This is a genomic window from Sphingobium sp. FG58, from assembly GCF_057809055.1.
Genome location: NZ_JBMDJF010000002.1, coordinates 259,677 through 282,171, shown reverse-complemented (window position 1 = coordinate 282,171; position 22,495 = coordinate 259,677). Strand labels below are relative to the sequence as shown.

General features: G+C 64.0%; 17 protein-coding genes. 11 read left to right on the top strand and 6 right to left on the bottom strand.

The annotated features are described in order from the left end of the window. Window positions 1-91: 91 nt before the first annotated feature. Window positions 92-346 (top strand): hypothetical protein, encoded by a 255-nt coding sequence (locus tag ACODR8_RS04120; RefSeq protein ID WP_119744250.1) that lies wholly within the window; start codon window positions 92-94, stop codon window positions 344-346. After that, on the top strand, window positions 295-1,899 hold the full coding sequence (locus tag ACODR8_RS04115; protein WP_489006068.1) for a L,D-transpeptidase family protein: 1,605 nt from the start codon (window positions 295-297) through the stop codon (window positions 1,897-1,899). Before ACODR8_RS04120 ends, ACODR8_RS04115 begins: the two co-directional genes overlap by 52 nt. Window positions 1,900-2,084: 185 nt before the next feature. Here ACODR8_RS04115 and ruvX read toward each other — a convergent pair whose 3' ends face one another. Together ruvX and ACODR8_RS04105 are read right to left on the bottom strand one after the other, a co-directional pair. Next, window positions 2,085-2,555: a Holliday junction resolvase RuvX gene (ruvX, locus tag ACODR8_RS04110; protein ID WP_489006067.1), complete on the bottom strand. Its 471-nt coding sequence runs from the start codon at window positions 2,553-2,555 to the stop codon at window positions 2,085-2,087. Next, window positions 2,552-3,670 (bottom strand): DUF3089 domain-containing protein, encoded by a 1,119-nt coding sequence (locus tag ACODR8_RS04105; RefSeq protein WP_489006066.1) that lies wholly within the window; start codon window positions 3,668-3,670, stop codon window positions 2,552-2,554. The genes ruvX and ACODR8_RS04105 overlap by 4 nt, the downstream gene beginning before the upstream one ends. 140 nt (window positions 3,671-3,810) lie before the next feature. Between ACODR8_RS04105 and gatC the strand changes: the two genes are divergently transcribed. The 5 genes from gatC to gatB are packed head-to-tail and all read left to right on the top strand — an operon-like array spanning window position 3,811 to window position 7,637. Then, entirely contained in the window at window positions 3,811-4,098 is a 288-nt protein-coding gene (gatC, locus tag ACODR8_RS04100) for an Asp-tRNA(Asn)/Glu-tRNA(Gln) amidotransferase subunit GatC (protein WP_489006065.1), read from the top strand. After that, on the top strand, window positions 4,095-5,579 hold the full coding sequence (gene gatA, locus ACODR8_RS04095) for an Asp-tRNA(Asn)/Glu-tRNA(Gln) amidotransferase subunit GatA (RefSeq protein ID WP_489006064.1): 1,485 nt from the start codon (window positions 4,095-4,097) through the stop codon (window positions 5,577-5,579). The genes gatC and gatA overlap by 4 nt, the downstream gene beginning before the upstream one ends. Window position 5,580: 1 nt before the next feature. Continuing rightward, window positions 5,581-5,922 carry a hypothetical protein gene (locus tag ACODR8_RS04090; RefSeq protein ID WP_489006063.1) on the top strand — a complete coding sequence of 114 codons (342 nt, stop codon included), beginning with the start codon at window positions 5,581-5,583 and terminating at the stop codon, window positions 5,920-5,922. Between the two features lie 40 nt (window positions 5,923-5,962). After that, window positions 5,963-6,139 (top strand): AbrB/MazE/SpoVT family DNA-binding domain-containing protein, encoded by a 177-nt coding sequence (locus ACODR8_RS04085; protein ID WP_489006062.1) that lies wholly within the window; start codon window positions 5,963-5,965, stop codon window positions 6,137-6,139. Further along, window positions 6,132-7,637 (top strand): Asp-tRNA(Asn)/Glu-tRNA(Gln) amidotransferase subunit GatB, encoded by a 1,506-nt coding sequence (gatB, locus tag ACODR8_RS04080; RefSeq protein WP_489006061.1) that lies wholly within the window; start codon window positions 6,132-6,134, stop codon window positions 7,635-7,637. The genes ACODR8_RS04085 and gatB overlap by 8 nt, the downstream gene beginning before the upstream one ends. Before the next feature lie 163 nt (window positions 7,638-7,800). Here the strand turns inward: gatB and ACODR8_RS04075 are convergent, their stop codons facing one another. The 4 genes from ACODR8_RS04075 to ACODR8_RS04060 all read right to left on the bottom strand — a co-directional run bounded on the left by ACODR8_RS04075 (window position 7,801) and on the right by ACODR8_RS04060 (window position 14,995). Continuing rightward, the gene (locus ACODR8_RS04075) at window positions 7,801-11,004 is read right to left on the bottom strand and encodes an autotransporter outer membrane beta-barrel domain-containing protein (protein WP_489006060.1); all 3,204 of its coding nucleotides are present in this window, start codon (window positions 11,002-11,004) and stop codon (window positions 7,801-7,803) included. Window positions 11,005-11,090: 86 nt separating this feature from the next. Continuing rightward, window positions 11,091-13,514, bottom strand: coding sequence for a TonB-dependent receptor (locus ACODR8_RS04070; RefSeq protein ID WP_489006059.1), 2,424 nt, complete (start codon window positions 13,512-13,514; stop codon window positions 11,091-11,093). Continuing rightward, window positions 13,498-14,427: a FecR family protein gene (locus ACODR8_RS04065; protein ID WP_489006058.1), complete on the bottom strand. Its 930-nt coding sequence runs from the start codon at window positions 14,425-14,427 to the stop codon at window positions 13,498-13,500. The genes ACODR8_RS04070 and ACODR8_RS04065 overlap by 17 nt, the downstream gene beginning before the upstream one ends. A gap of 55 nt (window positions 14,428-14,482) precedes the next feature. Continuing rightward, complete coding sequence (locus ACODR8_RS04060) at window positions 14,483-14,995, bottom strand: RNA polymerase sigma factor (RefSeq protein ID WP_489006057.1); 513 nt, start codon at window positions 14,993-14,995, stop codon at window positions 14,483-14,485. Between the two features lie 235 nt (window positions 14,996-15,230). Here ACODR8_RS04060 and ACODR8_RS04055 point away from each other — a divergent pair, with 235 nt between their 5' ends. The 4 genes from ACODR8_RS04055 to glgC all read left to right on the top strand — a co-directional run bounded on the left by ACODR8_RS04055 (window position 15,231) and on the right by glgC (window position 22,494). After that, entirely contained in the window at window positions 15,231-16,439 is a 1,209-nt protein-coding gene (locus ACODR8_RS04055) for a serine hydrolase domain-containing protein (RefSeq protein ID WP_489006056.1), read from the top strand. A gap of 85 nt (window positions 16,440-16,524) precedes the next feature. After that, the gene (locus ACODR8_RS04050; protein ID WP_489006055.1) at window positions 16,525-18,993 is read left to right on the top strand and encodes a glycogen/starch/alpha-glucan phosphorylase; all 2,469 of its coding nucleotides are present in this window, start codon (window positions 16,525-16,527) and stop codon (window positions 18,991-18,993) included. A gap of 21 nt (window positions 18,994-19,014) precedes the next feature. Continuing rightward, window positions 19,015-21,174, top strand: coding sequence for a 1,4-alpha-glucan branching protein GlgB (gene glgB, locus ACODR8_RS04045; RefSeq protein ID WP_489006054.1), 2,160 nt, complete (start codon window positions 19,015-19,017; stop codon window positions 21,172-21,174). A 57-nt stretch (window positions 21,175-21,231) separates the two neighbouring features. Then, window positions 21,232-22,494, top strand: coding sequence for a glucose-1-phosphate adenylyltransferase (gene glgC, locus ACODR8_RS04040; protein ID WP_217672117.1), 1,263 nt, complete (start codon window positions 21,232-21,234; stop codon window positions 22,492-22,494). Window position 22,495: the final 1 nt, after the last annotated feature.

The following is a 22,495-nucleotide window of genomic DNA, read 5'->3' as shown; positions in this document are numbered from 1 at the left end:
GGCCCCGCGTCGTAGCTGCTGTCGCAGTTGCTGCGGCAAGAGGTTCAACGCGGCGTCCGGCGATCCCCGCCATCGCGCCCAGGGAGAAGATATGAAAATCAACCATATGGCTTTGGCTGCTGCCGGGTTGCTCGCACTGAGCGCCTGCGCGACGAATGAAGCCCCCGTCACCGTCGCGCCGCCCGTCGGCCCCGGCGCGATCGCTGGCACCGTTGCCGCCGACCGCGATGGCGACGGCTATGTCGATGGCTATTATACGTCGGACGGCATGTATCATGCCGTGCAGGGTCCGCCTTGCCCGCCGCCACCCCCGCCGCCAGCGCCCCGTCGCGGAGAACGCGGCTGATCCGTAAGTTGAACCGGGCGCGGCACCACCGCCGCGCCCGCACCTTGCCCCTCGCCCTGCTGCTGACCGCGTGCGCCGTCATGCCGCTGGCCGCGCGCGCCCAACCGGCAGCGCCCGCCGAGGCCGCGAAGTCCAGCGTCGCGACCGAAATCCGCGCAGGCGTCAGCGGCAAGCTCAAGGAATTTTACGCCCCCCGTGGCTATTGGCCGCTCTGGGTCGAAAAGGACGCGATCGGGCCGCAGGCGGACGCGCTGCTGGCGCTGATCGCCAGCGTCGATGTCGATGGCCTCGACCCGCGCGACTATGACCCGCGCGGCCTCCAGCGCCTGATCGAGGAAGCCGACGCCAGTCCCACGCCCAAGGCACTGGCCCGCGCCGATCTGGCCCTGTCCAAGGCGTTCGCCGCGCTGGTCGCGGACATGCGTCGCCCGGCGCGCGGCATGGGGATGCGCTATCTCGACCCGGAGGTCGAGCCGCGCGATCCCGATCCGTCCGACCTGCTGCGCGCCGCCGCCATCACCCCGTCGCTGACCGACTATATCCAGACCGCAGGCTGGATGAGTCCCTTCTACATGCAGTTGCGCACCGCCCGCGCCGACTATCAGGCGAAGTGGGGCGACCTGCCCGACGTGACCGTGCCGGAAGGCGTCAAGCTGCGCCCCGGCGGCCGCGTGCCGGAGATCGCGCTGCTGCGCCACCGGCTCGGCCTGCCCGACGGCACCGCCTATGACAAGGCGCTGGCGGCACGGGTGCGCAGCTTTCAGAGCGACCATGGCCTGAATGCCGATGGCGTTGCGGGCGCGCAGACCATCATTGCGCTCAACCGGGGCGTGTCCTATTATGAGCGGCTGCTGGCGCTCAATATGGAGCGGACGCGGCTGCTCCCTGGACCCTGGGTGCGCCATGTCGTGGTCGATGCCGCCTCGGCGCGGCTATGGTATTACAGCAAGGGTTCGCTCGACGGCACGATGAAGGTCGTGGTGGGCGCGAAGGACACGCAGACGCCGATGATGGCGGGGATGATCCGCTACGCCACGCTCAACCCCTATTGGAACATCCCGCCCGACCTGGTGCAAAGCCGGGTCGCGCCCAAAATCCTGAATGGCGCATCGCTCAAAGGCCTGCATTATGAAGCGCTGACCGATTGGAGCGCCAATCCTGCGCCACTGGCCCAGAGCGCAATCGACTGGCGGTCGGTCGCGGCGGGGCGCAGCGAAGTGCGCGTTCGCCAGTTGCCCGGCGGCGACAATGCGATGGGCCGGGTCAAGTTCATGTTCCCCAACGACCTTGGCATCTACCTGCACGACACCCCCTCGCGCGACCTGTTCGCCAAGCCCTCACGCCATTTCAGCAATGGCTGCGTGCGATTGGAGGATGCCCAGCGTCTGGGCCGCTGGTTCTTCGGTAAGCAGCCGGTGGCGGACGGCAGCGCGCCGGAACAGCATCAGCCATTGCCTCAGCCGGTGCCGGTGTTTCTCACCTACCTGACGGCGGTGCCCACGGCGCAGGGGGTGCAGTTTCTGCCCGATGTTTACGGGCGAGATGGGGAGTAGGTCAGAGCAAGATTGATTTGAACCACGACCGTTCGTCCTGAGTAGGGACTGAGCGAAGTCGAAGGCCCGTATCGAAGGGGCAGCGCCCAAACGCGGTCCTTCGATACGCCATTTCGACAAGCTCAATGGCTACTCAGGACGAACGGTTATGAGGCTGGCTCAAACGAACGCAAGGACGCCCGCCCCTAAAGTCCCGCCACCAGCCCGTCGATCGCGCCCTGCAAAATGTAACTCGCCGCCAGCTTGTCCACCAGCACCTCGCGCCGGGCGCGGCTGGCGTCGGCTTCCAGCAGGGTGCGGGTGACGGCCTGGGTCGACCAGCGTTCGTCCCACAGAAGGATCGGCAGGCCCAGATCGAGGAGGTTCTGCGCAAAAGCGCGGCTGGATTGGCTGCGGGGGCTGCCGGTGCCGTCCAGGTTGAGCGGCAGGCCGATGACGATACCCTTGACCTGCTGCTCCGCGATAAAGGCGGCGATGGCGACCTTGTCCTTGGTGAACTTGCCGCGGCTGATCGTGTGGGCGGGACTGGCGATCGACCAGCGATCGTCGCACAATGCCAGCCCGATCGTCTTGGTGCCGACGTCCATGCCGATCAGGCGTCCGCCTTGGGGCAGGCACTCGCGAAAGGCCACGCGGTCAGTTGTCAGCAGGCTCATGATTTGACGAACGCGGCCAGCCGCTGCCGGGCATCGTCGCGGACATTGGCCCAGAACAGGCTGTAATCGTAAACATGATAGTTGTTGCCGGGCAGGGTGAACGGCCCCATGTCCACCGGCTCGCCGATCATCAGCACGCCGCTGGTGTCGCAGCGCGCAGGCACGATGCCTGACAGGAGGCGCGGGGGCTTTCCTTCTTCCCGGCTGTCGAGCGTGCCGCGATTGGCGCTGGCCGGGGCCGCGCCGTTGAACGCGCCGGTGAGGGGGTTGGTGCAGAGCATGTGCGTGCCCTTGCGCGGCTTGCCGCTATAGCCGGTTTTCTTGCCGAACGTCTCGATCACCGCCGACGGATCGGCCGGTTCGGCATAGCTTTGCCAGCTGACGATGCAATGCGCTTGGCGCGCCCGCGCGCAGGCGGGCAGGCCGAGTGCGGGTAGGTCCGCCTCCACCGAAATCGGCCAGCCCACCGCATAGACCGCCGCAACCCGATCCGCGACCGGCTTGCCCGCGACTTGCTCGCGCAGCAATTGCAGCAGGTGGCGCGACCCCTGGCTATGCCCGGCCAGGATCAGCGGCCCGGTAGGATTGGCTTTCAGGAAGGCGGCAAAAGCCTGGGCCACGTCACGATAGGCCGCGGCCAGCGCCTTGTCCCCCTCCGGCCCGTCGGTCAGGAATGCGCCATAATTGGCCTGGCGATAGCGCGGCGCCCAAATATCGCCCGCCGCGTTGAAGGCGCTGGCCTGTCCGGTGACGAAGCGGCGCGCGGTTGCGTCAGCCTCCTTCTCGCCGATGGGCGCGTTCCAATGGGCGTCGCCAAAGGTGGTGATATAGCTGGTCGGGTGGATGAAGAACACCGCCGCTTTTTCCGGCACGGGTGCGTCCTTGATCCCCTGCGGCGTCCAGAGCGCGGGATTGTCCTTCACGATATCGGGCCGGGCGATCCACATCGCCTGTCCGTCATAGGCGTCGGCAGGCAGGGGTTTCAGGTCGCTAAACGCCTCGCGCGGAATCATGACCGCGCGGATCAACTGCATCCCCCAGATGCGATAGACCAGCAGCGCGGCGATCACCAGCACCACAAGGCCAGCGATGACATAGAGGAATTTGCGCGCCACGACTGCTCTCCGATGCCGGGCGGAACCCGTCCCGCCTTTCTGCCCGCCTGTCTGGCCCAACCGCCGCGGCGGCGCAAGATGAACCATGGTCGGCAGGTCGCCCCTTGAAGCGGGTTAAACCGAGTGCTAGCGGCGGAGCCATGTCGATAGACCTTCAAACCGTAAAAAAGATCGCCAGCCTCTCGCGCATTTCGGTGACCGACGCCGAAGCGCAGGCGATGGTGCCTGAACTCAACAACATCCTTGGCTGGGTGGAGCAACTGGGCGAGGTGGACGTCACCGGCATAGAGCCGATGACCGCCGTCATCCCCAATACCCAACGCCTGCGCGTGGACGCCGTGACCGACGGCAATGTCCGCGACAAGGTGCTGGCCAATGCGCCCCAGGCCGAGCATGGCTTTTTTGCCGTTCCCAAGGTGATCGAGTGACCAATCTTACTGACCTGACCGTAGCCGAAATCCGCGACGGATTCCGCGCTGGCGATTTTTCCGCGCGCGAAGTGGCCGAAGGTTTCAACACCAATGTCGCGGCGGCCAAGGCGCTTAACGCCTTCATCGTCGAAACGCCGGAAAAGGCGCTGGCCGCTGCCGATGCCGCCGACAAGGCGAAGGCCGCTGGCGAAACGCTCGGCGCGCTGGCCGGTGTGCCGATCGGCATGAAGGATCTGTTCTGTACAGAGGGCGTGCAGACCACCGCCGCGTCGCACATGCTGGAAGGCTTTGTGCCGACCTATGAATCGACCGTGTCGGGCAAGCTGTGGGCAGCGGGCGCGGGGATGCTGGGCAAGCTGAACCTGGACCAGTTCGCCATGGGATCGTCCAACGAGACAAGCTATTTCGGCAATGTCATTTCCCCTTGGAAGCGCGGCGGCGGTGACAATGCGGCGCTGGCGCCCGGTGGCTCTTCGGGCGGCTCTTCGTCCGCTATTTCCGCGCGGCTCTGCCCGGCGGCGACCGGTACGGATACCGGCGGCTCGATCCGCCAGCCTGCCGCCTTCACCGGCATTTCGGGCATCAAGCCGACCTATGGCCGCTGTTCGCGCTGGGGCATCGTGGCGTTTGCGAGTTCGCTCGATCAGGCCGGACCGATGGCGCGCACCGTGCGCGACAATGCGTTGCTGCTGGAGGTGATGGCGGGTTTCGATCCCAAGGATTCCACCAGCCTTGATTTGGCCGTGCCTCAGTGGGAAGCAAACCTGTCCAGCGACCTGCGCGGCAAGACGGTCGGCATTCCCAAGGAATATCGCCCCGATGGCCTGAACGCGGAAATCGCGGCTTTGTGGGACAAGGGCATAGCCTGGCTCAAGGACGCAGGCGCGAACGTGGTGGACGTGTCGCTGCCGCATACCAAATATGCGCTGCCGACCTATTATATCATCGCGCCCGCCGAAGCCTCTTCCAACCTCGCCCGCTATGACGGCGTGCGCTATGGCCAGCGCGACCTGCCCGATGGCGCAGGCCTGCAGGACATGTATGCAGCCACTCGCGCCGCGGGTTTCGGGCCGGAGGTCAAGCGCCGCATCATGATCGGCACCTATGTGCTGAGCGCCGGTTTCTACGACGCTTATTATACCCAGGCGCAGAAGGTCAGGGCGCTGATTTCGCGCGACTTCGACCGGGCGTTCGAGCAATGCGACCTGCTGCTGACGCCGACTGCACCAAGCGCGGCCTTCACGCTGGGCGAGAAGCAGGCCGATCCGCTGGCCATGTATTTGAACGACGTGTTCACCGTGCCAGCCTCGCTGGCCGGACTGCCCGCGATGAGCGTGCCGGGCGGTCTGGACTCGCAAGGCCTACCGCTGGGCCTCCAGATCATCGGCAAGGCGCTGGACGAGCAAACGGTGCTGAACGCGGGGCTGGCTATCGAGGAACGCGCTGGCTTTGTGGCGCGGCCGGACAAGTGGTGGTGAGATGAAACTGTCCAGCGTTCAAGATTGGATTGCATGGGCAGGAATTGTAATTCCTTTGCTTGCGATTGCTTGGGCCGCTGTACAGTATGTTGCAACTCAGCGCAGAGAGCAGAAGTATCGGGAATTTGAAAAGCTCCACCGGCTTATGTGTGAACTGGGAACCAGCGGAAAGTCTGTTCTTGGAAATGTTGCAGTTTGTTATGAGCTAAGAAAATTCCCAGATTATTCGGAAGTGATTATCCGCGCTTTGCGAGACATTGAAGTTAGAGGCGCCCGTGCTGATCTATTGGAAAATGAGATTGAAGAAACAATCGTGTTTTTGGGTGGAGAGCGTACAAAGTAATTAACATTTTGAAAAATGCTCTTGGAGAAAGGCCGTCGCTATGCGTTACCGCAAATCTACGATCATGGATCAGCAAGGGCATATCTTTATCCCGCTCGATATACGGCGCGCCTTGGGATTAACGGCTGGCGGAGCGGTTGAGTTTTTCATCAACGATTATGGGCAGGCTGCTTTTCGAGCTGCCAAACCGAAGCGGAATAAGCAAATTCATGACTGAATCAACCTATCGCATCCAGGGCGCAACCGGTGAGTGGGAGGTCGTGGTCGGCCTGGAGGTCCATGCGCAGGTCACGTCGAACGCCAAGCTGTTTTCCGGCGCGGCGACCGCGTTCGGGGCGGAGCCAAATACGCAGGTGTCGCTGGTCGATGCGGCCATGCCCGGCATGTTGCCCGTCCCCAACCGCGAATGCATCCGTCAGGCGGTGCGCACCGGCATGGCGATCGACGCGCAGATCAACAAATGGTCGCGTTTCGACCGGAAAAATTATTTCTACGCCGATTTGCCGCAGGGTTATCAGATCAGCCAGCTCTATCACCCGATCGTGGGCGAAGGGCAGATCGAGATCGTGCTGGACGAAAAGAACCCCGAAACCAGTAGCAAGGTGATCGGCGTCGAGCGCATCCATGTCGAGCAGGATGCGGGCAAGCTGATGCATGACCAGCATCCCACCAGCTCCTATGTCGATCTCAACCGGTCGGGCGTCGCGCTGATGGAAATCGTGTCGCGGCCGGACATGCGTTCTCCCGCCGAAGCAGGGGCCTATCTGGCCAAGCTGCGGACGATCCTGCGCTATGTCGGATCGTGCGACGGCAATATGGATCAGGGGTCGATGCGCGCCGACGTCAATGTGTCGGTGCGCAAGCCCGGCGGAGAACTCGGCACGCGGACCGAGACGAAGAACGTCAACTCGGTGCGCTTCGTCATGGCCGTGGTGGAGCGGGAGGCGAGCCGTCAGGTCGATGTGCTGGAGGCCGGCGGCAAGATCGTGCAGGAAACCCGCCTCTACGACCCGGACAAGAATGAGACCCGGTCGATGCGGTCGAAGGAAGATGCGCATGATTATCGCTACTTCCCCGATCCTGACCTGTTGCCGCTGGTGCTGGACGACGCTTTCCTCGACGAATGCCGCGCCTCGCTGCCCGAACTGCCCGACGTCAAGCGCAAGCGCTACGAGCAGGCGCTGGGCCTGTCGCCCTATAATGCCGCGACCCTGACCGCCGACGCCGATACCGCCCGCTGGTTCGAAACGCTGTTGGCGCAAAGCGCCGCCGCCCAGAAAAAGAGCGAGAGCGATGTCGCCAAGGCGGCGGCCAACTGGCTGCTATCCGACCTGTATGGTGCGCTCAACCGGCTGGGCAAAAGCCTGGAGGACAGCCCCGTCAGTCCCGCGCAGGCCGCCGAATTGCTGGCGCTGGTCTCGGACGGCACGCTGTCGGGATCGCTGGCCAAGCAGGTGTTCGAAATCATGCTGGAAACCGGCGACGCGCCCGGCAAGATCGTCGAGGAAAAGGGTCTGAAGCAGACATCCGACACCGGCGCGATCGAAGCAGCGGTGGCCGCCGTGCTGGCTAACAACGCCGACAAGGTTGAGCAGTATCGCGGCGGCAAGGAAGCGCTGTTCGGCTTCTTCGTCGGCCAGACGATGAAGGCGATGCAGGGCAAGGCCAACCCGCAGGTGGTGAACGAACTGGTGAAGAAGGCGCTGGCAGGGTAAGCCGCGCCGCTCTTTCAAACGGAAAAATTAAGGGGCGCCGCCGGGGGGACCGGCGACGCCCCTCTTTTTGTGCCCGGCGCCCTGGGGGAGGGATGTTGCCGGGGCGGAATGGACGGACCGGGAGGGTCTGTGGGGTGTGGCCCGTCCATTCACACTCAAGACGTCACAGCACGAAGTTAACCGTCGCCCTAAATGAGATGGCGACGTGATTTTGTTGTTCCTCCGCGCCAAACTCCCCGCCGACGCGGAACGTGTCAGTGCCGCCATAAAGGCGCGCGCGGCCGGTCCATCCATTGGTGCGATCGTCCGCCACCAGGGTGAAGCGGTCGCCATCCTTGAAATAGGCCACCGTATCGCCCAGCGATCCGCCAATGATCTGGCGACGGCCACCCTCCAGCTCCAGACGGACCCAGCCATCTTCTGGCCTGAGGCTGCCGAAATCATAGCCCGCCGTCACCGTACCGTTGGCGGTGGTTTCATCACTGCTGCGGCCCAGGACGGTCAGGTTGAAGGCGTCGCCGCCGCCAGCCTCGCTATAGCCGTCCTCCTTCAGGCGGTAATAGTCGATGCCGACCGCCGGGCGCAGGCTGAGCCGCCCCATCTGCCACTGATAGGAGGCACCGGCGGTCGCAGAATAGAGCTTGCCATCCCATTTGCCGTCCGCCGTCCGGGTGACGTCGCCATTTTCAAAATGGCGGCTGCCGGTAAAGCCGATCGTCGCGGCGGACAGGCGAGCAAAGGCCAGCAACGGTCCCCATTGACCGCGCCAGTGTGCCGCCAACTCATATTGGTCGGAATCGACTGCATTGTTGGCGCTGCCGCTGCTGTCGCTGGCGTGGATATAGGCGAAGGAACCGCCGAACGCGCCCAGATCGGTCAGATATTCGACGCCACCACCAGCGCCCCAACCGCTGATGTCGTAGGAGGCTGTATCGCCCACGCTCTTGGCCCCGCCGAAACCGACCTGTTGCAGCCAGAAGCCCAGCCGCCCGTCCTTGGTGCGATAAATGCCATTGGGGTCGGACAGGATGCGTGCGGTCGCGCGCGACCCCGACGTCACCGCCTCGAACGTGCCGCCTGCATGGTCGGGCAGCATCTGGCGCAAATTGGTGGCGAGCGTCGTGCCGTCGCTGATACCGAGATAGGCGCTGGCGACCGCGGCGTCATTGTCGAGCGCATTGAAGATCGCTGGATAGGCGCGGGCGAGCGAGCCGGTGAGGCCCAGATCGGTAACGCTTTTGGCCGCGATCGAGAGGGTCACTGTGCCGGCATTGCTGTCGCCAGTGACGCTGCCCTTGAACAGATAGGGTAGCAGCGTGCTGGTTGCTAGCGTCGGCGATCCGCTGAGCGACCCGGCGCGCACGATGACATAGTCGCCCGCCGATCCGCTGACCTGGGTTAGGTTCACCTTGACCTGCGATCCGCTGGCAAAGCTGGCCGCGCCCGCCACGTCATAGACGGTGGCGGTGTTGGTCGCCGCGTTGATGGTGACGCCAAGGGTCGATGTGCCGCTGGCGGACAGGGAGGCAAGCGACACCGTACCGCTGTTGGTGGCATTGAGCGTGCCGCCGTTCAGCACCACCGCCATATTGCCGCTGTTGCTGATCGCACCGGTCAGCGTCGATGTGCCGCCCAATGTCAGCGTGCCGCTGCCGCTGCCGAAGTCCACCGCGCCGGTCAGTTTGGCGCTGTCGGCCAGGGAGAGGCTGGCATTGCCGACACCGAAGCCGACATTGCCGTTGAGGCTGGACGTGCCGGAAAGGGCAATGCTGTCATTGCCCGCGCCCAGCGTCAGATTGCCGGTGATGCTGCCCGCCGAAACGGTGATCGCGTCATTGCCCGACCCCAGCTTGATGTCGCCGATGATCGACGGCGCGGCGGCAGTCGCGGAGGCGAGCGCCTGGGTCAGGGTGACGCCGCTGCTGTTGACGGTCAGGTCGATCGCGGTGTTGGTCAGGCCACCCGATGCGCTGATCCGGCCGGTGTTGGACAGGCTGGCGAGCGTGCCGGAGGAATCGAGGATCGCGATCGCTATGCCCTTCTCCGTACTGAGAGCCGATGCGCCGACAGTGCCGCTGATGGTGAGGGCGTTGACCGATGCGCCCGCGTCGATGACGATGGCGCGCGCCGATGTGCCGGTCAGTGCAGAACCGGTAGCGCCGATCGTGCCGCCCACCTTGATCGTGCCGGTGCTGGCCCCGGACCCCAGCCGCAATGCGGTGGCGTTACTGTCATAGGAGACGGCGGCGAGCGTGCCGTCGATCGCGACACCCTTGGCGATGGTGACATTGCCGCCGAGGCCACCGATGGTGAGGCCATTGGCGGCGACCCCGTCATAAATGCCATAACCACCGATCGCGCCCTTGACGATCAGGCCATAGCCCGAACTGTCGGCCGCGACGGCGCCGATGACGGTGTTGGCGCTGGACGATCCGACCTGCACCGCAGCGGCGGAACCATAGCTGATGATCGACGCGCTGCCTTCGCTGGCGTCGAGCAGGCCGTCATCGTCCACATCGGTATCCGTGGTGCTGAGCGTTGGCGGCACGTCGAAGATCACGCCGCCGCCCACATTGCCCGCGATGACGACGGCCGAGCCGCCCTGCAACAGATCGTCCGCGTCCAGCTTGGTCACGTCGGTCGGTCGGGTGGTGGAGCGATAGCCGGTGCTGACGACGCTGCCCTGGATTTTGAGCGCGCCGCTGATGTCGCCCAGCAAAGCTGCACCGATGCTGTTAGCACCCAGCACTGACGTCGAACTGCGCAGCGTGACATTGCCGGTGACGGCGTTTGCGACCAGCCCATAGCTGTTGTCGCCGGTGACGGTGGTGGTGCCGCTGGTCGTCAGATTGCCGGTCAGTGCGCCGTCGAGCCGGATGCCAGCGGACTGGTTGCCCTCGATCGTCATCGTGCCGCTATGTTCCACATTGCCGATATGGGCTGCACCGGACTGGACCCAGATGCCGGTCTTGCCCGATCCTTTGGCGAAGGTGCCATCTATGTCGCCATCGCTGTCGGTGTCGGTTGCCGTGTAATTTTCAGTGAGGGTGATCGTGCCGCTGTTGGTGATGTCGCCGGTGGTGCCGGGAGCGGCGAGAATGGCGGTGACATTGTCCGCGTCGTTGATCGTGATCGTGCCGGCATTGCTGACGTCATGATTGCTGTCGAGCGTGACCGCTGTGCCGCTGGTCAGGGTGATTGTTCCTGCGGAACTGATGATGATGTCGTCCGCCGATCCGCTGGCGATGGTCGATGTCTTGACTGCGGTCGTGGTCGACGTGCCGATGGTGGTGGCTGCCATGGCGTTGGCCAGCGTCAGCGCGACCAGCGCCGGGGCGATGGCCGTGCAGGCCAGTAGATGTCGCATGATGTCTCCTCTGCGTGCCGCGCCTGTTTTTATGCGCGCGTGCAGGAAGGACGGTGCCGGACGGGCATTTCCGTCTGAACCGATGTTCAGAAAGCGAAGTCGATGCCGATCCGCACGGTACGGGGCCGCAATGGGGTGTAGTAGTCGGTACGCAGGTCGAAGGGCGTGCCGAGCGAGAAGCGGTTGCCGTCACTGTCGAGCAGGTTGGTGAGCGAAAGCGACATTTGCACGGGGCCGCGCGTCACGCTGGCGGACAGGCTGGTGTCGACATAATCGCCCTGGGTCCGCCCCAATATCGGCCCGACGCCCAGTTGCGACTTGCCGACATAGCGGGCCGATCCTGACAGATGCAGGGTCATCGCATCGCCCATCGGCGCGCGATAATCGAATGCCAGCCGCCCGCCCAGATTGGCGACATTGGGCAGGGTGAGCGATCGCCCGTCGAACGAGAGCGCCCGCAGAAACTGCGCGGGCTGGGTCAGGCGGCTGTCATTATAGATGATGCTGCCATCCAGCGTCAGGCGCGGCACCGGCCGCACGACGATCCGCCCCTCGACCGTATAGATGCGCCCGTCGCCGATATTGGCGGTGGTGGGCAGGCCGATCCGGTCGGTCACGTCGGCCTGAATGTTGCGCCAGTCGGTATAGGCCAGGTTGCCGCTGATCGCGATCGCGTCGCGCCCCGGCACGCCTTTGCGAAAGCCGACCTCCACGGTCGAGGCGCGGTCATTCTGGAACCGGCGGACCCGCTGGTCATCCACCGCCAGGCCGCCGGGCCGAAAGCCCTGCTGATAGCGGGCATAAAGGGTGACGTCGGGGATCGCGTCGGTCAGCAGCGCGAAGGAGGGGAGGAAGATGGTTTCGCTGCGGTCCGCCTGGGCTTCGGCGCGGGCGAGATCAGCCGAGGACAGGGCCGAAACGGGATCGAGCGCCTCGCCCGACAGGCGGCTGTTGGTCAGCCGTCCACCGACCGTGGCGATCAGGCCTTTGAGCGGCTCGAAAGAAGCTTCTCCGAACAGGGTCGCTTCCTTGACGCTGTTGCGCACCCCGGTCGCCGTCGCGGGCATCCCGTCGCCGAACATCGGGACGCCGGGGATGACCTGCGGCTGAAAAGGGGTGGTGCCGTAGGAGGTCAGCGAGCGGCTGATCTTCGAGCGGCTTTGCAGATAGGATGCGCCCAATATCCAGCCCAGGCCATTGTCGAGATCGCGCACCAGCCGGTTTTCGGTGGAGAAGATATCGACATCATTGCGCTGGCGGAACAGCGCGCTGGGGCCGCCTTCCTGGGTCGCGTCATAGCTTTCGGCGAGTTCATTATGGACAAAGCCGGTCGAGGACACGAAGCGCAGCGTATCCCACTGACGCTCGATCCGTATGTTGCCGAGCAGATAGTCGGAAAAATAGGGCTGGGCGACACTGGAGGCGCGCTGGAGTCGGGCGAGCGACTGGGTCGCATATTGGGCATCCCGGCCGTCGATATGCTGGTACACGCCATTGAGGTCGATGGTCCAGTTTTCGTCCGGGGCGAAGCGCAAAGCGGCGCGCCCGCCATAGGTGCGGGTGCGGTTGACGTCGTTCAGGTCGCGGCTGACATCGTCGATATAGCCGCCCTCCTGCACGCCATAGCCAACGACGCGCAGCGCAATCTTTTCCGCGACGATCGGCATATTCAGCGTGGCGGACAGGTCGCCGCCGGGGTCGCCATGCTGGGTCGCGGAGAGGCCCGCCGACACTTGTCCGCCAAATTCGCCGAGATTGGGGGCGTTGGGCATGATGCGGATAATCCCGCCAAGCGATCCCGCGCCATAGAGCGTACCCTGCGGCCCCTCCAATATCTCGACCCGGCCGACATCATAGAGTTTGAGGTCCGGGTCGGGCGCGGCATAGTTGAGCCGCATGTCGCCCAGATATTGGCCAGTCGTCGCCTGGGTCGGCCCAGCAACGCCGGAATCGGCGATGGCACGGATGAACAGCTTGTTGCGGCCCGCGCCTGCATGGGTGGAGCTGAGACTCGCGACCCGTGCCAGTAGCGTTGCGGTGCCGCCCGAAGCCTCGCCGCTGGAAAAGAGGTTGGTGTCGAGCGCTTCGACCATGCCGGCATAGCGGAGCAGGGGCGTGTCGCGCTTGGAGGCGGTGACGACGATGTCGGCTGCGGGTTGATCGGCCAGAGGTGCCGCAGGAACAGGTGGGGGTGCAGTGGGGCGCGGGGTGGATCGGGCGCGGACGATGCGCCAGGTGGTGGCGTCGATCCGCCGGGCGGTCGCGCCGCTGCCCCGGAGCAGGCGTTTGAGCGCGGCTTCCACCGACAGGCGACCGGTGACGGCGGGGGTGGCGATCCCGGCCAGCGACTGGTCGGACATGCCGACGCTGACCCCGGTTTGACGGCCAAGCGCCACCACGGCCTCGCCCAGTCGAGTAGGGGCGATGCTGATGCTCTGTCTGTCCGCCGCCTGTGCGGGCGTTGCGATTGCCAGGGCGGTGACGATCAGGAGGTCAGCTTTGCGGCCCATTCCCTTCCTTCAGCACCCAGCCGTCGCCGGTGCGTATCGCGCGCAGCCCCATCAGCGGGGCGGCACCCGCGAAGAAGCGTGCCGGGTCGTTGTCCAGCCGGATCGTGCCAGTGAAACGCATGGCCCGCGCGCCGGGCGTGGCGGTCAGCTTTACGCCGAGCGACCGGCCAATATCTTCGCTAATCTCGCCCACGGCCGCATTGGCATAGACCAGCCGCCCCTGCCGCCAACTGGCCACTGCGGCGGGCGCGACATCCATCACCCGTAAGCCCTGCGCATCGTCGGCCAGCGCGCGTCCGGCGGGCAGGCTGATGGCTTGCGCCTCCGGGTTGTAGATCACCTTGCCTTCGGACACGCCGATGCGGGTCGCGCCGCCGCTGTGGACGATATTGAACACCGTGCCTGCATCCTCGAACACGGCGTCGCCCACAGTCACGCGAAACGGATTGGCCTCGTCATGGCGAACGGTGAAGGCCGCTTCGCCGCTGTCGAGCGCGGCAAAGCGGGTGTCGTTGCGGTCGAGCCGCAGCGTGGTGCCGCCATTGACGTCGATCCTTGTGCCATCCTCCAGCGCGATGGTCTGCGTTTCGCCGGGGCGGGTGGTGACGGTGTAGATGTCCGCCTGGTTCATCATGCCGACCGAGATGGCCGCAACCAGCGCCGCGGCAATCGCGCCGCCGCCGACCCAGCGCCATATCCGGCGGCGCGGCTGCCCCGGATCATTGGCCGCGACCGGCATGGCGACGGGTTCGGGCGGAATGATCATGTCCAGCTCGGTGTCGGCTGCCATCAGTGCGTCATAGGCGTCGGCACGCGCCGGGTCGCCCTCCAGCCACAGGGTGAAGGCCTCCCAGTCGACAAAGTCGGGATCGCGCGTGCGGATAACCCATCCGAGCGCTTCCTCTTGCATCATGGCTCCAGCCCTGTTCATTTTTTGCCCTTTACAGAGACTGACGCCGCCGATCCGCTCATGCCGTATCCATTTTCTGCTTGAGCGCGATCATCGCACGATAGGCCTTTTGCAGATCCTTCTCCACCGTGGTCAGACTGACCCCCAGTTCGTCGGCGATGGCGCGTTGCCCGACCCCTTCGATACGGAAGCGGCGAAACACCATCTCGACGCGCGGGCCAAGCGCGCGAAGCACCTCGCGCGCCTCTTCCAGCGTCTGGTTGAGGATCAGCCGTTCGTCGACCGGCATGTCATCGGCGGGGTCCGCCATCACGCCGCCTGCCCCTTCCGCCCAATCCTGTTCGCGCCGTTCGCGCCGGGTGGCGGATCGGTAGCGGTCCAGCATCAGATTATTGGCCATGCGATAAAGATAGGGCAGCGGATCGGCGACCGGGCCGATATCCTTGGCCTCCAGCTTCATCCACATGTCCTGGATCATATCCTCCGCATTCTCCCCCGCACCGCGTGCGCGCAGGAAGCGCAGCAGGGCGGCGCGGTTTGCCATGAAAAGTGCGGAAAGGCCGGTGGCCATGCCTGTCTATGTCCAATGCGGGGCAGTTCTTGGCGGGTTGCCATAGATGGCCGGGCGGGGTCTTGGCAACGCCCAAGCTGTTTACGGGGTGGCTAGCCAATATTTCCGTTCGGGCTGAGCTTGTCGAAGCCGCCTCCTTCTGGAAAAGAAGAACAGTCCTTCGACAGGCTCAGGACGAACGGATGTGGTGAATGTCTCGGCATGTTGTCAGGGCGAATATTGGGAGCATGACGGCATGACGGATGGCGTGGACAGGGCGGCGGCGCAGGCGGCGGGGATGGACCCGGATCGGCTGGATGCGTTGGTCGGCCATCTGGACCGGACCTATCTGGCGTCGGGCAAGCTGGCGCATATGCAGTTATTGGTATCGCGCGATGAACAGCCTTTGCTGTCGATGGCGCGCGGTGCGGCGCGGGCGAGTGGCGAGCCATTACGCGACGATGCGCTGTACCGCATCGCGTCCATGACCAAGCCGGTCACCTCGGTCGCCTTCATGATGCTGGTGGAGGCTGGCAAGGTCGCGCTCGATACGCCGGTGGCCGACGTCATCCCCGAATTTGCCGACCTGCGCGTCGGGCGGGGCAATCGGGCGCGGGTGAAGCAGGCGATGCGGATGATCGACCTGCTGCGCCATACGTCCGGGCTGACCTACGGGCTGCAGCGCCAGACACCGATCGACGCGCGATACCGCTTGCTGGGGCTGGACGAATTCCAGCAGAAGCGCACGTCGGATGCGTTCATCGCCGATCTCGCTGGCCTGCCACTGGAATTTTCGCCCGGTGAACGGTGGAATTATTCGGTATCGACCGATGTACTGGGTGTGGTGGTGGAACGGCTGAGCGGGATGGACTTGAACGCCTTTTTCCGCAGTCGCATCTTCGATCCGCTGGGCATGACCGACACCGGCTTCGTCGTGCGCGATGATCAGGTCGATCGGCTGACCGACGCCTGGCGGCTGGATGAGGATGGGCAGCGGGTGATCGCCGATCTGGGCGCGCGCAGCGGCTGGCGGCGGCAGGGGCGTTTCCTGTCCGGCGGGGGCGGGCTGGTGTCGAGCGTGGCGGATTATCACCGCTTCGCCCGCATGTTGCTGCGCGGCGGAGAGCTGGATGGAGCGCGGCTGTTGCTGCCCGAAACAGTGGCGATGATGCGGGACAATCATCTGCCGGGCGGGGGTGATCTGGCCCGCCACTCGACCGGCATGTTCAGCGAGGCCGACTATGAGGGCGTGGGCTTTGGCCTGGGCTTTGCGATGAACCTTGAAAGCCGGGAATATTATTGGGGTGGGGTGTTTTCGACCTATTTCTGGATCGACCCGATCGAGCAGCTGATCGGCATTTTCATGACGCAGTTGCTGCCTTCCAGCGCCTATCCGGTGCGGGCCGAATTGCGCGCAGGTGTCCGGGATTCGATTGTCGCGCGTCGGGGTAGCGAGGTGCGCTGATTTTTTTGCTGCGCTGCAAAAACCCTTTGGCTTGGGCCGGGACGCTGTGCCATCATCGCCCTGACAGAATAGGGGGACCAGCCGCATGAACCTCAAGGGCCAGACCAAACTTCCCATCCCCGCGCCGCGCCGGGTTGATCCCGAAGTCCTGGCCCATGAGATTGTCGAGCGGCTGACCTATCGCATCGGCAAGAATGCGGCTGCGGCCAAGCCGCATGACTGGCTGCACGCTGTCATCCTCTCGATCCGCGACCGGGTAATCGACGCCTGGATCACATCGACCCAGAAAACCTATGAAGAAGAAGGGCGGCGGGTCTATTATCTGTCCCTGGAATTCCTGATCGGTCGGCTGATGCGCGATGCCGCGTCCAACATGGAAATGCTGGACGACATGCAGGCCGCGCTCGCCTCTCTGGGCGTCGATATCGACATTATCGCGGCGCTGGAGCCGGACGCCGCGCTGGGCAATGGCGGGCTTGGCCGTCTGGCCGCCTGCTTCATGGAGAGCATGGCGACGACCGACGTGCCGGCCTATGGCTATGGCATCCGCTATGTGAACGGCATGTTTCGGCAGGAAATTTCGGATGGCTGGCAGGTGGAGCTGCCCGAAACCTGGCTGGCGCATGGCAATCCGTGGGAGTTTGAACGGCGCGAGGCGAGTTACGAGGTCGGCTTTGGCGGGCGGGTCGATCCGGCGGAAGGCGAGGATGTCGGGCCGAACCAGATGCACTGGCGTCCGGCCGAACGGGTGATCGCGACCCCCTATGACACGCCGATCGCGGGCTGGCGCGGCAAGCGGGTCAATACGCTGCGGCTGTGGCAGGCGCAGCCGATCGACCCGATCCTGCTCGCCAAATTCAACGCGGGCGATCATCTGGGCGCACTGGCCGAAAGCAATCGCGCGGAATCGCTGACCCGCGTGTTGTATCCTGCCGACAGTTCGGCGGCGGGGCAGGAATTGCGGCTGCGGCAGGAATATTTCTTCTCCTCCGCGTCGTTGCAGGACATTGTCCGGCGGCACATCCAATATTTCGGCAGCATCGTGACTTTGCCGGACAAGGCGGCGATCCAGCTCAACGACACCCATCCGGCTGTGGCGGTGGCGGAGTTGATGCGAATCCTGCTCGACGATCATGGGCTGGATTTTGGCGAGGCGTGGGACATTACCCGGCGCACCTTCAGCTACACCAACCACACATTGCTGCCCGAAGCGCTGGAAAGCTGGCCGGTGCCGTTGTTCGAACGGTTGCTGCCCCGGCATATGCAGATCGTCTATGCGGTCAACAGTCGCTTGCTGGCCGAGGCGCGCAAGTCCGGTCGGTTTGACGACCATGGGATCGGCGCGATCTCCCTGATTGATGAGGGCGGCGACCGGCGGGTGCGGATGGGCAATCTGGCCTTTGCCGGGTCGCACAGCGTCAATGGCGTGTCGGCGCTGCATACCGATTTGATGAAGGTCACGGTCTTTGCCGACCTGCACAATCTTTATCCGACGCGGATCAACAACAAGACCAATGGCGTCACCTTCCGCCGCTGGCTGATGCAGTGCAATCCGGGCCTGTTCGCGCTGATCCGCGAGGCGATTGGCGACCGGTTCATGGACGATCCCGAAGCGCTGCGCGACCTTGATCCGTTCGCCGACGACAGCGCGTTTCAGGAGAAGTTCCTGGGCGTCAAACGGGCCAACAAGGAAGCGCTGTCCAATATCTTGCGGCAGAAGGTCAACGCCCGGATCGATCCGGCAGCGATGTTCGACATTCAGATCAAGCGCATCCACGAATATAAACGGCAATTGCTCAACATCGTCGAGGCGGTGTCGCTCTACGACCAGATCCGGTCCCACCCGGAAAAGGACTGGGTGCCGCGGGTCAAATTGTTCGGCGGCAAGGCGGCGTCGAGCTATCATAACGCCAAGCTGATCATCAAGCTGGCGGGCGATGTGGCGCGGGCGGTCAATCATGATCCGGCGGTGCAGGGGCTGCTCAAGTTGCAGTTCGTGCCTAACTATAACGTGTCGATGGCCGAGGTGATGATCCCGGCGGCGGACCTGTCCGAACAGATTTCGACCGCAGGCATGGAAGCGTCCGGCACCGGAAACATGAAGTTCGCGGTCAATGGTGCGCTGACCATCGGCACGCTGGACGGCGCCAATGTCGAGATGCGCGATCATGTGGGTGAAGAGAATATCATCATCTTCGGCCTGACCGCGCAGGAGGTGAATGAGCGCCGCGCCAATGGCTATAATCCGGGCGAGGTGATCGGTCAGAGCCGCGAATTGTCTCAGGCGCTCGATGCGATCGCCAGCGGCGTATTTTCGCCCGACGACCCGGATCGCTACAAGGGGTTGATCCAGGGCATCTATGAGCATGACTGGTTCATGCTGGCGGCTGATTTCGACAGCTATTCCGCCGCGCAGCGCAATGTCGATGCGCTCTGGACGGATGGCGCTTTGTGGGCGAAGAAGGCTATCCATAATGTCGCCCGGATGGGCTGGTTCTCGTCAGACCGGACCATCCGCGAATATGCGACCGACATCTGGAAGATAAAGTCATGACCTGGATGCGAGGATAGAGCGGTGTTGACGCCGGAGCAGATTGACCGGCTGATACAAGGTCGCGAGGACGACCCCTTTGCCACGCTTGGCGTGCATCCGGCCGATAGCGGTTTTACCGCCTGTGTTTTATTGCCCGAAGCGGTCGGGGTTACTGCCCAGACGCTGGATGGCAAGCCGGTCGGCGAACTGGCGGCGATCCACCCGGACGGGCTGTTTTTCGGTAAGGTGAAAATCCGCAAGCGCCAGCCGCTGCGTTATGTCGCGCATTATGGCGATGGCGGCGATCATGCGATGGTTGATCCTTATGGGTTCGGCCCGGTGTTGGGGCCGATGGACGATTATTATTTCGCCCAGGGATCGCACGGGCGGCTGTTCGACAAGCTGGGCGCGCATGTCATGACCCATGACGGGGCGACCGGCACGCATTTCGCGGTCTGGGCGCCCAATGCCAAGCGGGTGTCGGTGGTCGGCGACTTCAACCGCTGGGATGGCCGCCGCGCGCCGATGCGCCACCGGGCGGACGCGGGCGTGTGGGAGATTTTCCTGCCCGATGTCGGACCGGGCAGCGCCTATAAATATGAGATTATGGGCGCGGACGGGGTGGTGCTGCCGCTCAAGGCCGATCCGTTCGCCTTCCAGTCCGAATTGCGCCCCTCGACTGCGTCGATCGTGGCTGCGCCGCTTGATCACAAATGGGGCGACGCGCGGCATAAGGCGCATTGGCAGAAGGCCGATGCGCGGCGCGAGCCGGTTTCGATCTATGAAGTCCATGCCGGGTCATGGCAGCTGGACGAGTCCGGCGATTTTTTGAGTTGGGACGAGCTGGCCAACCGGCTGATCCCCTATGTTGTCGGTATGGGTTTTACCCATATCGAATTTCTGCCGATCAGCGAATATCCCTATGATCCCAGCTGGGGATACCAGACGCTGGGCCTCTATGCGCCGACCGCGCGTTTTGGCGATCCGGCGGGGTTTGCGCGTTTCGTCGACGGGGCGCACCGGGCCGGGATTGGCGTGATCCTGGATTGGGTGCCGGCGCATTTTCCGACTGATGAGCATGGGCTGGCCTATTTTGACGGCACGGCGCTCTATGAACATGCCGATCCGCGCAAGGGGTTCCACCCCGACTGGAACACCGCCATCTATAATTTCGGGCGGCGCGAAGTGTCGCAATATCTGGTCAACAACGCGCTGTTCTGGGCCGAGCGCTATCATGTCGACGGGCTGCGGGTCGATGCGGTCGCATCGATGCTCTATCTCGATTATTCGCGTCAACCGGGCGAATGGGTCCCCAACGACCATGGCGGGCGGGAGAATGTGGAGGCGGTGGCGTTCCTCCAGCAGCTCAACAGCGACCTTTACGGCACCCATGGCGGGGTGATGACGATCGCGGAGGAATCGACCAGCTGGCCGGACGTGTCGCGCCCGGTGCATACGGGCGGGCTGGGTTTCGGCTTTAAATGGAATATGGGGTTCATGCATGACACGCTGCGCTATTTGCAGCGTGATCCAGTGCATCGCGTCCATCATCATGACGACATCACCTTCGGGCTGCTCTACGCCTTTACCGAAAATTTCGTGCTGGCGCTGAGCCATGACGAGGTGGTGCATGGCAAGGCGTCGCTGCTGCACAAGATGCCGGGCGACGACTGGCAGAAATTCGCGACGCTGCGGGCCTATTATGGCCTGATGTGGGGCTATCCGGGCAAGAAGCTGTTGTTCATGGGGCAGGAATTTGCCCAGCGTGGCGAGTGGAGCGAGGAGCGGGCGCTCGACTGGCATCTGGTCGATCATGCGCCGCACCATGGCGTGCAGCAGTTGGTCAGCGATCTCAACCATCTCTATCGCTCCCGCCCGGCGCTGCACGCGCGCGATTGCGAGCCGGAGGGGTTTGAGTGGGTGCTGGTCGATGCCGCAGCCGACTCCGTCTTTGCCTGGGTACGGCGCGCGCCAGGCGTCCGGCCGATCGTCGTGATCAGCCATTTTACGCCGGTGTTGCGCCATGGCTACCGGATGCGGCTGCCGTCGGGCGGGCGCTGGCGCGAGATATTGAACAGCGACGCGGCCGATTATGGCGGCAGCAATGCGGGCAATATGGGCATGGTGACGGCGGACGAGGAGGGCTGGGCCAATGTGACCATTCCCCCTTTTGCGACGTTGATGCTGGAACTGGATATTTAACGAAGCCGACGGGCGCGTGCAGGCGACGGACGGGGCAAAGCCAAGGAGAGGCCCGAAATGCAGCAAACACGACATCAGCCGATCGCCCGCGACGCCATGGCCTATGTGCTTGCCGGGGGGCGCGGCAGTCGCCTGGCGGAACTGACCGACAAGCGCGCCAAGCCCGCCGTCCATTTTGGCGGCAAGGCGCGGATCATCGATTTTGCCCTGTCCAATGCGCTCAATAGCGGCATCCGGCGGATCGGCGTGGCGACGCAATATAAGGCCCATTCGCTGATCCGCCATTTGCAGCGCGGCTGGAACTTCTTTCGTCCCGAACGCAATGAGAGTTTCGACATCTTGCCCGCCAGCCAGCGCGTGTCGGAAAGCCAGTGGTATGAAGGGACGGCGGACGCCGTGTTCCAGAATATCGACATCATCGAAAGCTATGCGCCCGAATATATGGTGCTGCTGGCGGGCGATCATGTCTATAAAATGGACTATGAGCTGATGCTCCAGCAGCATGTCGACAGCGGCGCGGATGTGACGGTCGGCTGCATGGAGGTGCCGCGCAGTGAGGCGTCAGGCTTTGGCGTGATGCATGTCGATGAGAAGGACTGGATCACCGCCTTCGTCGAAAAGCCCAAGGACCCGCCCGCCATTCCCGGCCAGCCCGACATGGCGCTGGCGTCGATGGGGATTTATGTGTTCCAGACCCGCTTCCTGATCGAGCAATTGCGGCGCGACGCGGACGACCCGGCGAGCAAGCGCGATTTTGGCGGCGACATCATCCCCTATATCGTCAAGCATGGCAAAGCGGTGGCGCACCGCTTTTCGAGCAGTTGCGTGCGGGCCGAAAGCGAGCTGGTCCCCTATTGGCGCGACGTGGGGACGATCGACGCCTATTGGCAGGCGAGCATCGACCTGACCGATGTGGTGCCTTCGCTGGACCTGTATGACCGCAGCTGGCCGCTCTGGACCTATTCCGAAGTTACCCCGCCGGCCAAGTTTGTCCATAATGAGGATGGGCGACGCGGGTCCGCGACATCATCGCTGGTCGCTGGCGGCTGTATCGTGTCGGGTTCCTCGCTGCATCGCAGCCTGCTCTTTTCCGGGGTCAAGACGCATAGCTTCTCGTCGGTCACCGACAGCGTCATCATGCCCAATTGCGAGATCGGGCGTGGCGCGCGATTGCATAAATGCGTGCTGGATTCCGGGATCATCATTCCGCCCGGCCTGATCATCGGCGAGCATCCCGAAGAGGATGCGCAGCGTTTCCGCCGGACCGAAAGCGGCATATGCCTGGTGACGCAGCCGATGATCGAGCGGCTGGTGGCTTGAG

Bases quoted from the DNA above. Each gene is read 5' to 3' on its own strand.
- ACODR8_RS04120 (WP_119744250.1), top strand. From the start codon at position 92: ATGAAAATCAACCATATGGCTTTGGCTGCTGCCGGGTTGCTCGCACTG.
- ruvX (WP_489006067.1), bottom strand. From the start codon at position 2,555: ATGAGCCTGCTGACAACTGACCGCGTGGCCTTTCGCGAGTGCCTGCCC.
- gatC (WP_489006065.1), top strand. From the start codon at position 3,811: ATGTCGATAGACCTTCAAACCGTAAAAAAGATCGCCAGCCTCTCGCGC.
- ACODR8_RS04090 (WP_489006063.1), top strand. From the start codon at position 5,581: ATGAAACTGTCCAGCGTTCAAGATTGGATTGCATGGGCAGGAATTGTA.
- ACODR8_RS04085 (WP_489006062.1), top strand. From the start codon at position 5,963: ATGCGTTACCGCAAATCTACGATCATGGATCAGCAAGGGCATATCTTT.
- gatB (WP_489006061.1), top strand. From the start codon at position 6,132: ATGACTGAATCAACCTATCGCATCCAGGGCGCAACCGGTGAGTGGGAG.
- ACODR8_RS04075 (WP_489006060.1), bottom strand. From the start codon at position 11,004: ATGCGACATCTACTGGCCTGCACGGCCATCGCCCCGGCGCTGGTCGCG.
- ACODR8_RS04070 (WP_489006059.1), bottom strand. From the start codon at position 13,514: ATGGGCCGCAAAGCTGACCTCCTGATCGTCACCGCCCTGGCAATCGCA.
- ACODR8_RS04065 (WP_489006058.1), bottom strand. From the start codon at position 14,427: ATGATGCAAGAGGAAGCGCTCGGATGGGTTATCCGCACGCGCGATCCC.
- ACODR8_RS04060 (WP_489006057.1), bottom strand. From the start codon at position 14,995: ATGGCCACCGGCCTTTCCGCACTTTTCATGGCAAACCGCGCCGCCCTG.
- ACODR8_RS04055 (WP_489006056.1), top strand. From the start codon at position 15,231: ATGACGGATGGCGTGGACAGGGCGGCGGCGCAGGCGGCGGGGATGGAC.
- ACODR8_RS04050 (WP_489006055.1), top strand. From the start codon at position 16,525: ATGAACCTCAAGGGCCAGACCAAACTTCCCATCCCCGCGCCGCGCCGG.
- glgC (WP_217672117.1), top strand. From the start codon at position 21,232: ATGCAGCAAACACGACATCAGCCGATCGCCCGCGACGCCATGGCCTAT.